10 protein-coding genes are annotated in these 12,051 nt (G+C 58.9%); 4 read left to right on the top strand and 6 right to left on the bottom strand.

What is annotated here, in order from left to right:
- Window positions 1-84 precede the first annotated feature (84 nt).
- Window positions 85-1,047: an alpha/beta fold hydrolase gene (locus JFT44_RS05430; RefSeq protein WP_057958248.1), complete on the top strand. Its 963-nt coding sequence runs from the start codon at window positions 85-87 to the stop codon at window positions 1,045-1,047.
- 59 nt (window positions 1,048-1,106) lie between these two features.
- Window positions 1,107-2,432, top strand: coding sequence for an MFS transporter (locus tag JFT44_RS05425; RefSeq protein WP_057958249.1), 1,326 nt, complete (start codon window positions 1,107-1,109; stop codon window positions 2,430-2,432).
- Between the two features lie 85 nt (window positions 2,433-2,517).
- Here the strand turns inward: JFT44_RS05425 and JFT44_RS05420 are convergent, their stop codons facing one another.
- From JFT44_RS05420 to JFT44_RS05395, 6 genes are all read right to left on the bottom strand, one after another.
- Entirely contained in the window at window positions 2,518-3,876 is a 1,359-nt protein-coding gene (locus JFT44_RS05420; protein WP_057958250.1) for an 8-oxoguanine deaminase, read from the bottom strand.
- A 140-nt stretch (window positions 3,877-4,016) separates the two neighbouring features.
- Window positions 4,017-4,703, bottom strand: a complete 687-nt coding sequence (locus tag JFT44_RS05415; protein WP_128593779.1) for an SDR family oxidoreductase — start codon at window positions 4,701-4,703, stop codon at window positions 4,017-4,019.
- 46 nt (window positions 4,704-4,749) lie between these two features.
- Window positions 4,750-5,331 (bottom strand): YigZ family protein, encoded by a 582-nt coding sequence (locus JFT44_RS05410; RefSeq protein WP_057437658.1) that lies wholly within the window; start codon window positions 5,329-5,331, stop codon window positions 4,750-4,752.
- Window positions 5,332-5,344: 13 nt separating this feature from the next.
- On the bottom strand, window positions 5,345-6,004 hold the full coding sequence (locus tag JFT44_RS05405) for a TetR/AcrR family transcriptional regulator (protein ID WP_057437660.1): 660 nt from the start codon (window positions 6,002-6,004) through the stop codon (window positions 5,345-5,347).
- Between the two features lie 87 nt (window positions 6,005-6,091).
- Window positions 6,092-7,486, bottom strand: a complete 1,395-nt coding sequence (locus JFT44_RS05400) for a uracil-xanthine permease family protein (protein ID WP_057958251.1) — start codon at window positions 7,484-7,486, stop codon at window positions 6,092-6,094.
- Window positions 7,487-7,572: 86 nt separating this feature from the next.
- Window positions 7,573-8,493: a LysR family transcriptional regulator gene (locus JFT44_RS05395; RefSeq protein ID WP_057437664.1), complete on the bottom strand. Its 921-nt coding sequence runs from the start codon at window positions 8,491-8,493 to the stop codon at window positions 7,573-7,575.
- A 125-nt stretch (window positions 8,494-8,618) separates the two neighbouring features.
- Here JFT44_RS05395 and JFT44_RS05390 point away from each other — a divergent pair, with 125 nt between their 5' ends.
- Together JFT44_RS05390 and JFT44_RS05385 are read left to right on the top strand one after the other, a co-directional pair.
- Window positions 8,619-9,968 carry an aspartate aminotransferase family protein gene (locus tag JFT44_RS05390; RefSeq protein ID WP_057958253.1) on the top strand — a complete coding sequence of 450 codons (1,350 nt, stop codon included), beginning with the start codon at window positions 8,619-8,621 and terminating at the stop codon, window positions 9,966-9,968.
- A gap of 74 nt (window positions 9,969-10,042) precedes the next feature.
- On the top strand, window positions 10,043-11,536 hold the full coding sequence (locus tag JFT44_RS05385) for a CoA-acylating methylmalonate-semialdehyde dehydrogenase (RefSeq protein WP_057958254.1): 1,494 nt from the start codon (window positions 10,043-10,045) through the stop codon (window positions 11,534-11,536).
- The last annotated feature ends 515 nt before the right edge of the window (window positions 11,537-12,051 follow it).

Genomic DNA, 12,051 nt, shown 5'->3' with positions numbered 1-12,051 from the left:
AACGGTATTTCCAATATAGCCTGAGTAGGATCAATCTCAAGTGATTAAACAAGCTGTGTATTAAAAAAAGCAGAGGTAATCACAATGACGATCCAGGACATTGCATTGAAGTCTATCGAGGGTTTTCATGTTGGCGGAGAGCGCGTGTATATGGACGGCTTTCCGGAACAACTGATGACCAAGGTTCCCGGCGCCGCGCCTATCCGGGTGTCGATGAATGGGCATCACATGGTTGGCCAGATGTATTGCCAACGGTATACACAAAGCAACCCACGCTCCCCCTATCCACTGGTTTTCCTGCATGGCGGCGGCCTGACCGGCGCCTGTTGGGAAAACACACCGGATGGCCGGCCGGGGTGGTTGACGTTTTTTCTGAAGGCCCGATACGACGCCTGCTTGTGCGATGCGTTTGAGCGTGGACGTGCATCCTGGCCTGCCTATCCCGAGATCCTCGCAGGCAAGCCTGAACACCGGACGCTGGATGCGGTATGGCATCATTTCCGCTTCGGTCCGGCGTCCAGTTACTGCGCTGAGGCCCGTGAAGAGCAGGCTTACCCCGGGCAGCAGTTCCCGGTGGAGCACCTGGATGTTTTTGGCCAACAGTTCGTGCCTCGCTGGGCAGGTACCGATCACCGGGCACTTGCCGGCTATAGAGCCTTGCTGGAAAAAATTGGACCTTGTGTATTGATCGGGCATAGCCAGGGCGCTTACTACGCCCTGCAACTGGCGCAGGAGTTTGCAGGAACGGTGAAAGGGGTGGTTGCTATCGAGCCATCGGCAGTTCCCGAACTATCCAAAAGTGTACTGACGCTTCCTCCGCATCTAGCCATTTGGGGGGATTTCATTCGCGATAAAAGTGTCATGTGGGAGAGCTACCTTCACAGATGTGAGGCGTACTTTGAGCAACTGCAAAATAAATCGGTAGATTCCCGGGTCTTGGAGTTGCCGACGGTCGGAGTGTCGGGTAACAGTCATATGTTGATGATGGATGCTAACAGCAATCAAGTGGCCGGAATGATTGATGAGTGGCTGGTTAGTCTTGCTTGAAACGTTGAATAATAAAAATAATAATTTGAGAGGGTTTACATCTCTCAATGGGGGGAAGTATGCAGGCTGCAAAGGCAGAGTTGGCGCAAGACAGTGTCTCGGATGATGTTCAGGGCCAGGCACTGATAAGAAAAATAACCTGGCGCTTGATGCCATTAATTATAATTTGCTTTTTTTTTGCATTTTTTGATCGGATCAATATCAGTTTTGTAAAGTTTCAGCTGGAAAGCGAGTTAGGGTTCGGTAATTCGGTGTATGGGCTGGGGGCCAGTTTATTTGTTGTCGGGTATGTGATTTTCGAAGTGCCCAGTAACTTGATGCTCTACAAGGTGGGGGCGCGCAGGTGGATTGCCAGGATCATGATGTCCTGGGGGATTGCTACTTGTGCCATGGTCTTTGTCCAGACCGAATGGCAGTTTTATGTGCTGCGCTTCCTGATCGGCGCAATGGAAGCGGGTTTTGGGCCGGGGGTCGTATTTTACCTGACGCTTTGGTTTCCTTCTGCATTTCGAGGTCGAGCGACGTCGCACTTGTTCCTCGCTTCGGCATTTTCAGGACTGATAGGCGCACCCTTGGCGGGGCTCCTGTTAGAACATATGGATAACGTGTTTGGTCTTCCCGGGTGGCATTGGCTGTTTCTATTCGGAGGTGTTCCCTGCGTTGTGCTGGGGATCGTTGTCTTGAATGTACTCTGTGATCGTGTGGAGGACGCTAAATGGCTGACGCGGGCCGAAAAATCATGGTTGGCGCAAAAAATATCGGAAAAGAACCAATCGTCTTCTGTAGAGCACTCCTTTCGAAGCGCATTGAAATCGCCGATTCTTCTGTTGTTGGGGTTTCTCTATTTTCTCATTCAGCTTGGGTCCCATGGCCTTAATTTCTGGGCGCCGCATTTGATTCGTTCCACTGGGGTGGAGTCGTCAGGCACATTGGGGCTTTTGACTGCGGTGCCTTACGTCTGTGGGGCAATTGCGATGATTACCGTTGGACGCCTGTCAGACCGTTCAGGCGAGCGCCGAAAATTCGTGGCAGGCCTGTTGTTGCTGGCGTCTATCGGATTTCTGTTAGCGGGCTTTTTCGATGACGATACGACGTTGCTGGTGATTGCCCTGGGCGTATTGGGCGGTGGCGTGATTGCCTCCATCCCCGCATTCTGGGCATTGCCGCCGATGATTCTATCGGGAGCGGCCGCGGCGGGAGGTATCGCATTGATCAACACGTTGGGGCAGTTCGGTGGAATCGTCAGCCCATTGATGGTCAGTCAGATCATCGAGTTTACGGGGAGTGCGACGCCCGCGTTGTATGTGATCAGCGCCACCAGCTTGTTGGCGTGCCTGATCCTGATGTTTATGTTGCCGGACAAACTTAAACATAAAGACCTGTAACCAGAGCGCTGTTTTCCCTGCGTTTTGTGCAAGTGCCAAAGCAGCGACCCAGGTCGCTGCTTTGGCATTCGAGCTCGGGCCCGTCTTAGGACGCGTTGATCAACTGCCGCGCCGCCTGGCTGTGATCGGCGATCAAGGCCTTGAGGTCCATGCCCTCGATTTGCCCGTCGATCACCCGCCACTTGCCGCCCACCATCACCCGGTCTGCCCGGTCCGCGCCGCATAGCAGCAGGGCCGACAGTGGGTCGTGGCTGCCGGAGAAACGCAGCTCATCGAGCTTGAACAGTGCCAGGTCGGCCTGTTTGCCCACCGCCAGCTCGCCAATGTCGCTGCGGCCCAGCAGTTTGGCCGAGCCTTTGGTGGCCCAGCCGAGTACGCCTTCAGGGGTGATTTTTTCCGCGCCATAACGCAGGCGTTGGATGTACAAAGCCTGGCGCGCTTCGAGAATCATGTTGGACGCATCGTTGGAGGCCGAACCGTCCACGCCCAGGCCAATCGGCGCGCCGGCGGCGATCAGGTCCAGGGTCGGACAGATGCCGGAGGCCAGGCGCATATTGGAGCTTGGGCAATGGCAGATACCGGTGCCGGCCGCGCCCAGGCGGGCGATTTCATCCGGGTTGAAGTGAATGCCATGGGCCAGCCAGGTGCGGGGGCCGAGCCAGCCGACGCTGTCGAGGTAGTCCACGGTGCGCAGGCCGAAGCGCTGCAGGCAGAAGTCTTCTTCGTCGAGGGTTTCGGCCAGGTGGGTGTGCAGGCGCACATCGAGTTGGTTGGCCAGTTCGGCGCTGGCGCTCATGATTTCGGGGGTGACCGAAAATGGCGAGCAAGGCGCCAGGGCAATCTGGATCTGCGCACCGTCGCCGCGCTCGTGGTAGCGCTGGATCAGGCGTTGGCTGTCTTCAAGGATCACTTCGCCCTGCTGCACGGTCTGCTGCGGTGGCAGCCCGCCGTCGGCTTCGCCCAGGCTCATGGAACCGCGGGTGAGCATGGCGCGCATGCCCAGTTCGCGCACGCTGTCGACTTGCACGTCGATCGCCTGTTCCAGGCCATCGGGAAACAGGTAGTGGTGATCGGCCGCGGTGGTGCAGCCGGAGAGCAGCAGCTCGGCGAGGGCGACTTTACTGGCCAGCGCGAGTTTTTCCGGGGTCAGGCGCGCCCACACCGGGTACAGGGTTTTCAGCCAGGGGAACAACGGCTGGTTGACCACCGGCGCCCAGGCGCGGGTCAGGGTTTGGTAGAAGTGATGATGGGTGTTGATCAGGCCGGGAAGCACCACGTGCTCGCGGGCGTCGAAGGTTTGTTCGCAGGCGATGCTCGGTTGCTGGCCGAGGGCGAGCACTTCGACGATCACACCGTCTTGCAGCACCAGGCCGCCACGGGCGTCCAGGGTGTTGGCAGTGAAAATCGCGAGGGGGTTTTTTAACCAGATACGGGTCGCAGGCATTGGCCGGCTCCTCTGAATGATGGGTTCAGGTTTGCCAGCTCAGTGTTGCCCTGTCTGCTGATCCAGGGTCGCCGGTAAGGGCGAGGTGGGAAGTTTACGTGGAGTGAGCGGTGGGGTCTATCCACCGCTTATCTGCTGGCTTACCAGGGAATGGTCTGGCCCTTGTAGTTGACGAAGTGATGGCCGCCCTTGCCGGTGTAGGCGTTCACTTGGGCGATCAGGCCGCGCACGCTGGTTTCCACGTCCAGGTCGGCCCCTTCGCCGCCCATATCGGTCTTGACCCAGCCCGGATGTAGCGACAATACGGTCAGCTTCTGCTCGCCCAGTTGCGTCACGAAGCTGTTGGTCATGGAGTTCAGCGCGGCCTTGCTGGCCTTGTACAGCGCAAGGTCCGGCGCGTCGGGCATGGTCACACTGCCCAGTACCGAACTCATGAACGCCAGCACGCCGCTGCCCTGGCGAATCTGCGGGGCAAAGCGCTGGGCCAGGTTGATCGGTGCCACAGCATTGGTGAAAAACAGTTGGCCGACTTCGGCCTGGGTGGCATGGCCCGGGGTCTGGTTGGCCGGGCCCTTGACGCCGGCGTTGACGAACAGCAGGTCGAAGGTCTGGGCTTTCAGGCGCTGGTTCAAGGCGATGACGGCCTGTTGGTCGTCCATGTCCAGTTGCTCGATCTGTACCGGGCCGAGGGCTTTGAGGGCGTCGGCTTTTTGTGGGTTGCGCACGGTGGCGGTGACGTGCCAGCCGTCAGCCAGCAATTGCTTGACCAGGCCAAGGCCCAGCCCGCGCGAGGCGCCGATGATCAATGCGGTTTTTGGCTTAGACATGAAGGCTTCCTATGGCATCGAGGTTCAGTGAGCAACCTTATCAGGTTCAGCGTTGCAGCAGGATTCGTCCGCGGCTCAGGTCGGCCAACTGGGTTTGCAAGGTGTCGATATGGGCTTCGCCGAGGGCCAGTTGTAGCTCCACGCCATTGGCGGTGAAGGTTTCTTCTACCACCAGGCCGCCCAGTTCGGCGACACGCAGCTTGACCAGGGGCAGTTCAGCAAATCCGCAGGCGCAGCTCAACGGCACACGGCTGATCAGCTCGATACGCTCGGCGTTTTGCAGGCATTTATTCGCGCCACCGCCATACGCCCGGGCCAGGCCGCCGGTACCCAGTTGGATGCCGCCGTACCAGCGGACCACCAGCACCACGACCTGATCGAACCCCTGGGCCTCGATGGCAGCCAGGATCGGTCGCCCAGCAGTGCCGCCGGGTTCGCCGTCGTCGTTGCTGCGGTATTGCCCACCGAGTTTCCAGGCCCAGCAGTTATGTGTGGCGTTGAGGTCGCTGTGCTGCTCGATAAACCCCTGGGCGTCTTGCGGGCTGCTAATCGGCGCGGCATAGGTGATGAAGCGGCTTTTGCGGATTTCTTCGCGAAATTCGCAAAAGCCCGTAAGGGTGAAAGGCATTGAGTCGCTTCGTTCAGAGGGCCGGCTTGATGCCACAGCCTTTGAGAATAATGTGGATAAGGTTGTTACCCGCGTCTTCCATATCCTGCTTGGTCAGCTTGGTACGGCCGGTCACGCGGCAGATCTGGGTGGCAAAGTCAGCGTAATGCTGAGTGCTGCCCCACAGCAGGAAGATCAAGTGTACCGGATCGACAGGGTCCATCTTGCCGGCATCTATCCAGGCCTGGAACACGGCGGCGCGGCCGCTGAACCAGGTGCGGTAGTCCTGGCTGAAATATTCGGTAAGGCATTCGCCGCCGCTGATGATCTCCATGGCGAAGATCCGCGAGGCCTGTGGCTGGCGTCGCGAGTATTCCATCTTGGTGCGGATGTAGCGGGTCAGAGCTTCGGCGGGATCATCCTCGGCGGTCAGGGTGTTGAAGGTGCTGTCCCACAGCTCGAGGATATTGCTCAGTACCGCGATATACAGCCCCAGCTTATTGGTGAAGTAGTAATGCAGGTTGGCCTTCGGCAGCCCGGCGCTCGCGGCGATGGTGTTCATGCTGGTGCCTTTGTAGCCATGCCGGGCGAATTCGTCTTCGGCGGCCTGGATGATCGCTTGTTCGTTCTTTTGCCGAATGCGGCTGGCGGGTTTTCCGGCGTGGCTGTTGTGGGCAGGAACTTCGAGGCTCATGGAGGTTTCCGTGCAGATCGATGAATGCGATTGCTGCACAGATAACCCACCCTCAAGCCTCAGACAAGTCCCGATACGATAAAAGCGTCAAAGCGGTTCCAGCGTATCGCTTTCCAGGGCTGGATTTGCGGCAGGTGTTGCGGCCTTGGATTCCGGCAGGAGCAGGCACAACACGATTGCCGTCAGCCCGCCGCTGGTGATGGCCGAATCGAACAGGTTCTGCACCAGGGTTGGCATCAGGTGCAACAGGTTCGGTTGCGCCGCGATGCCCAGGCCGACCCCGAACGAGGTGGCGATGATCAGCATGCTGCGCCGATCCAGCGGGGCCTGGGCCAGGATGCGCACGCCGGCGGCGGCAACACTGCCGAACATTACCAGGGTCGCGCCGCCCAGCACGGGTTTGGGGATTTGCTGCAAGACAGCGCCAATCAGTGGAAACAACCCGAGACAGAACAGCACCACGCCGATGTACAGGCCCACATAGCGGCTGGCAACGCCGGTCAACTGGATCACCCCGTTGTTCTGGGCAAAGGTGGTGTTGGGGAAGGCACTGAAGGTGGCAGCGATCATGCAACTGACGCCATCTCCGAGCACGCCGCCCTTGAGCCGGCTTATATAGGAAGGGCCGCTGATGGGCTGGCGGGCGATCATGCAGTTGGCAGTGAGGTCGCCTACGGTTTCGATACTGCTGATCAGATAAATCAGCGCTACCGGTAGGAAGGCACTCCAATCGAAACTGAAACCAAAATGGAATGGCGTCGGCAGGCTGATCAAGGGCAGGTCGGGCAGGGGCTGGGGCACCAGCTTGCCGCTGAACCAGGCGGCGACGCTGCCCAGCAGCAGGCCGATGATGATCGCGCTCAGGCGTACCCACGGCGTGTTCGAGCGGTTGAGCAGGATAATCGTCAGCACCACGAACAGGCCCAGGGCCAGGTTGGTCGGCGCGCCAAAGTCCGGCGCATTGAAGCCGCCGCCCAGGTCGGTGATACCTACCTTGATCAGGCTGATGCCAATCAGGGTAATGACAATCCCGGTTACCAGCGGCGTGATGACCCGGCGTAACTGGCCGATAAACCGGCTCAACACGACCTGCACCAACGCGCCGAAAAAACACACGCCGAAGATCATTGCCAGAATGTCTTCCGGGCTGCCGCCACGCTGCTTGACCAGGAAGCCCGCCGACAACACCGCGCCGAGAAAGGCAAAGCTGGTGCCTTGCAGGCAGATCATCCCTGCGCCAATCCCAAATGGCCTACGGGCCTGGATGAAGGTACCGACACCGGAAACCATCAGCGCCATGCTGATCAAGTAGGGCAAGTGGGCGGCCAGGCCCAGGGTCGAACCGATGATCAGCGGCGGGGTGATGATGCCGACGAAGCTGGCGAGTACATGTTGCAGGGCGGCAAGCAGGGCGGGCAATGGTTTGGGGCGGTCGTTGAGGCCGTAGATCAGGTCGCTGGCGCTGGAGGATTCTGGTGGCATGGCATGTGGACTCAGGGCTGACGGTTCATGGTCCCTGTGCCTTGCAAAAAGCTGTCCACTTGCTCAGGTTTTGTATGGGGCCCGTATCAGCGGGTCGCTGCCAGGCTTTCGAGGAAGCTTTCCAGCACCAAATGAGGGCGACGGCCTTTGCGCGTGACCGAAGCCAGGCTTAAATCGTAAAAGCGTGTAGCCGGTTTCAGCGCGCGTAGTCGGCCTTGTTGCACCCATAGGCTGGCGTAGTGGTCGGGCAGGTAGCCGATGAAGCGCCCGGTGAGGATCAGGAAGGCCATGCCTTCGCGGTCGGAAGCGCTGGCGGTGCAGTTGAGCGCTTGATAGTGGGCCTGGATATCGGCGGGCAGGCGGAAGGTCGGCGCGATGGCGTCCTGGCTATTGATGCGCAGGTCGTCCAGTTGTTTGTTTTCGGCGTAGAACAGCGGATGACCCACCGCGCAGTAGAGCAGCGAGCGCTCGCTATACAGCGGTTGGTATTCCAGGCCCGACAGCGCGCTGGCCTGGGGCACCACGCCGACATGCAGGCGCCCGTCGAGCACGCCTTGTTCCACTTCGTTGGGGGCGATCATGCGGATCTGGATCTGCACGTCGGGACCGCGCTCTTTCAACTGCGCCAATGCATGGGTGATGCGCATATGGGGCAGGGTCACCAGGTTATCGGTCAGGCCGATGGTCAGTTCGCCGCGCAGGTGTTGGTGCAGGCCGTTGACCTCGGTGCGGAAACTTTCCAGCGCGCTTAATAGTTGCAGTGCCGATTGGTAGACCTCGCGGCCTTCTTCCGTCAGGGAGAAGCCGGCGCGCCCGCGTTGGCACAGGCGCAGGCCCAGGCGTTGTTCCAGGTCGCTCATTTGCTGGCTGATGGCGGAACGGCCGATGCCCAGCACGGTTTCTGCCGCCGAGAAGCCGCCGCACTCCACCACGCTGCGGAAGATGCGCAGCAAACGGATATCGAAGTCGCTGACTTGTGCCAGTGGATCGGGTCGGCGGCTGCTCATAGTTTAGTAAAGGCCTGACTGAAGGTTAGAAGAGTTGCATTTCTTAGACTTTATCTCCGTGGCAATTTAGCTGCAACAACGCTTTTCAATCCCGACGCTGCCTTTTGCCCTGCGAGGTTTTGCTGATGAACATGCCCGAAAACGCCCCATCCACCCTGGCCAGCCAATTGAAACTGGATGCCCACTGGATGCCTTACACCGCCAACCGTAACTTCCAGCGCGACCCGCGCCTGATCGTGGGGGCCGAAGGCAGTTGGTTGATCGATGACAAGGGGCGCCGGGTCTATGATTCGTTATCGGGCCTGTGGACCTGCGGCGCAGGGCACACGCGCAAGGAAATCCAGGAAGCGGTCGCCAAGCAATTGGGCACCCTGGACTACTCGCCGGGCTTCCAATACGGTCATCCTTTGTCCTTCCAGTTGGCAGAAAAGATTACCGACCTGACCCCAGGTAACCTGAATCACGTGTTCTTTACCGACTCCGGCTCCGAGTGCGCCGATACGGCGGTGAAGATGGTGCGTGCGTACTGGCGCCTAAAGGGCCAGGCGACCAAGACCAAGATGATTGGTCGTGCCCGTGGGTATCACGGGGTAAACATCGCCGGCACCAGCCTGGGCGGCGTCAACGGTAACCGCAAGATTTTTGGCCAGGCGATGATGGATGTCGATCACCTGCCGCACACCCTGCTGGCGAGTAATGCCTTCTCCCGCGGTATGCCGGAGCAGGGCGGTATTGCCTTGGCTGACGAGTTGCTCAAGCTGGTCGAGTTGCATGATGCGTCGAATATCGCTGCGGTGTTCGTTGAGCCGATGGCGGGCTCCGCTGGCGTGCTCGTGCCGCCGCAGGGTTATCTCAAGCGCCTGCGTGAAATTTGTGATCAGCACAATATCCTGCTGGTGTTCGACGAAGTGATTACCGGCTTTGGTCGTACCGGCTCGATGTTCGGCGCAGACAGCTTCGGCGTGACCCCAGACCTGATGTGCATCGCCAAGCAAGTCACCAACGGTGCGATCCCGATGGGGGCAGTGATTGCCAGCAGCGAGATTTATCAGACCTTCATGAACCAGGCGACGCCTGAGTATGCGGTGGAATTCCCACACGGCTATACCTACTCGGCGCACCCGGTAGCGTGCGCGGCGGGGCTGGCGGCATTGGATCTGTTGCAGAAGGAAAACCTGGTGCAGAGCGTGGCCGAAGTCGCGCCGCACTTTGAGAATGCGCTGCATGGCCTCAAGGGCAGCAAGAACGTAATCGACATCCGTAACTACGGCCTGGCCGGTGCGATCCAGATTGCACCGCGTGATGGGGATGCCATCGTGCGTCCATTCGAGGCGGGCATGGCGTTGTGGAAGGCTGGGTTCTATGTGCGCTTTGGCGGCGACACCCTGCAGTTCGGCCCAACCTTCAACAGCAAGCCGCAGGACCTGGATCGCTTGTTCGATGCGGTCGGCGAAGTGCTGAACAAGATCGACTGATTTCTTCTTCTATATAGAACAACTGTCGGGCGCGACACGTGTCGCGCCTGTGGACAACTTTTCAGGAGCCTTGCATGAGCCTTATCCAGCATTTGATCAACGGCGAATTGGTCAACGACAGCGGTCGTAGTGCCGATGTGTACAACCCGTCCACCGGCCAGGTGATTCACCAGGTGCCATTGGCCAGCCGTGAAACCATTCAACAAGCCATCGACTCGGCCAAGGCGGCGTTCCCGGCCTGGCGCAACACACCACCGGCCAAGCGTGCCCAGGTGATGTTTCGTTTCAAGCAATTGCTGGAGCAGAACGAAGCACGCATCTCCCAGTTGATCAGCGAAGAGCATGGCAAGACCCTGGAAGACGCTGCCGGCGAGCTGAAGCGCGGGATTGAGAACGTCGAGTACGCGTGCTCGGCACCGGAAATCCTCAAGGGCGAATACAGCCGCAACGTCGGCCCGAACATTGATGCCTGGTCCGATTTCCAGCCGTTGGGCGTGGTGGCAGGTATTACGCCGTTCAACTTCCCGGCCATGGTGCCGCTGTGGATGTATCCGCTGGCCATCGTCTGCGGTAACTGCTTCATCCTCAAGCCATCAGAGCGCGACCCAAGCTCGACGCTGCTGATCGCCCAGTTGCTGCAGGAAGCCGGTTTGCCCAAAGGCGTACTGAGCGTGGTGCATGGTGATAAGGGTGCGGTGGATGCGCTGATCGAGGCGCCTGAGGTCAAGGCCTTGAGTTTTGTCGGTTCGACGCCGATTGCCGAGTACATCTATTCCGAAGCGACTAAGCGCGGCAAGCGTGTACAGGCGCTGGGCGGGGCGAAGAACCACGCGGTGCTGATGCCGGATGCGGATCTGGATAACGCGGTCAGTGCCTTGATGGGCGCAGCCTACGGTTCCTGCGGCGAGCGTTGCATGGCGATCTCGGTGGCAGTGTGTGTGGGTGACCAGGTGGCGGATGCTCTGATCGCCAAGCTGGTGCCGCAGGTCAAGGCGCTGAAAATTGGTGCGGGTACTTCCTGTGGCCTGGACATGGGGCCGCTGGTTTCTGCGCAGGCGCGGGACAAGGTCAGTGGCTATATAGAAGACGGTGTGTCGTCGGGTGCTGAGCTGGTGGTCGATGGGCGTGGCCTGAGCGTCAGTGGTCATGAGGACGGTTTCTTCCTCGGTGGCTGCCTGTTTGATCGCGTGACGCCTGAAATGCGCATCTATAAAGAAGAGATCTTTGGCCCAGTGCTGTGCATCGTCCGGGTGAATAGCCTGGAAGCGGCGATGCAACTGATCAATGACCATGAATATGGCAACGGCACCTGCATCTTTACCCGTGACGGTGAAGCGGCGCGGTTGTTCTGTGACGAGATTGAAGTGGGCATGGTGGGGGTCAACGTTCCATTGCCGGTGCCGGTGGCGTATCACAGCTTTGGTGGCTGGAAGCGTTCGCTGTTTGGCGACTTGCACGCCTACGGGCCGGATGGGGTGCGGTTCTATACCCGTCGCAAGGCGATCACTCAGCGTTGGCCGCAGCGTGCCAGCCATGAAGCGTCGCAGTTCGCGTTCCCTAGTTTGTAAGGTTGCATGAATAGAAAGCCGGCCCTTGGGGGGCCGGCTTTCGCGTTTTCGGGGCTTTTTTGACCGATATGACAGAATTGTGAAAATAGGGGTTGACGGCAGATTCTGGAAGTCTATAATTCGCCCCACTTCCGGCGCAGTCGAAACGGAAAACTCCTTGGTAAACAAAGAGTTACGCAGAATTCGACAGCGAGTTGCTTCAGTTCATCGAAGCCCAGAAGGAGTTGGTAGAGCAGTGTTGTTTGGCTCTATTAACGTTTCGATCCTCTCGGTCGAAAGCGGAGAAAAAGAGGTGTTGACAGCAGCGTGTAACGCTGTAGAATTCGCCTCCCGCTAACGAGAGATCGGAAGCGCAAGTGGTTGAAGTTGTTGAGGAAAACCTCGAAAACTTCTGAAAATAATCACTTGACAGCAAATGAGGCTGCTGTAGAATGCGCGCCTCGGTTGAGACGAAAGATCTTAACCAACCGCTCTTTAACAACTGAATCAAGCAATTCGTGTGGGTGCTTGTGGAG

Origin of the sequence: Pseudomonas sp. MF5691, from assembly GCF_016405645.1 — a bacterium.
GTDB classification, from domain to species: Bacteria; Pseudomonadota; Gammaproteobacteria; order Pseudomonadales; family Pseudomonadaceae; genus Aquipseudomonas; species Aquipseudomonas shahriarae.
This window is presented reverse-complemented; position numbering and strand designations above follow the sequence as displayed.

Bases quoted from the DNA above. Each gene is read 5' to 3' on its own strand.
- JFT44_RS05400 (WP_057958251.1), bottom strand. From the start codon at position 7,486: ATGCCACCAGAATCCTCCAGCGCCAGCGACCTGATCTACGGCCTCAAC.
- JFT44_RS05405 (WP_057437660.1), bottom strand. From the start codon at position 6,004: ATGAGCCTCGAAGTTCCTGCCCACAACAGCCACGCCGGAAAACCCGCC.
- JFT44_RS05410 (WP_057437658.1), bottom strand. From the start codon at position 5,331: ATGCCTTTCACCCTTACGGGCTTTTGCGAATTTCGCGAAGAAATCCGC.
- JFT44_RS05420 (WP_057958250.1), bottom strand. From the start codon at position 3,876: ATGCCTGCGACCCGTATCTGGTTAAAAAACCCCCTCGCGATTTTCACT.
- JFT44_RS05430 (WP_057958248.1), top strand. From the start codon at position 85: ATGACGATCCAGGACATTGCATTGAAGTCTATCGAGGGTTTTCATGTT.
- JFT44_RS05425 (WP_057958249.1), top strand. From the start codon at position 1,107: ATGCAGGCTGCAAAGGCAGAGTTGGCGCAAGACAGTGTCTCGGATGAT.
- JFT44_RS05415 (WP_128593779.1), bottom strand. From the start codon at position 4,703: ATGTCTAAGCCAAAAACCGCATTGATCATCGGCGCCTCGCGCGGGCTG.
- JFT44_RS05385 (WP_057958254.1), top strand. From the start codon at position 10,043: ATGAGCCTTATCCAGCATTTGATCAACGGCGAATTGGTCAACGACAGC.
- JFT44_RS05390 (WP_057958253.1), top strand. From the start codon at position 8,619: ATGAACATGCCCGAAAACGCCCCATCCACCCTGGCCAGCCAATTGAAA.
- JFT44_RS05395 (WP_057437664.1), bottom strand. From the start codon at position 8,493: ATGAGCAGCCGCCGACCCGATCCACTGGCACAAGTCAGCGACTTCGAT.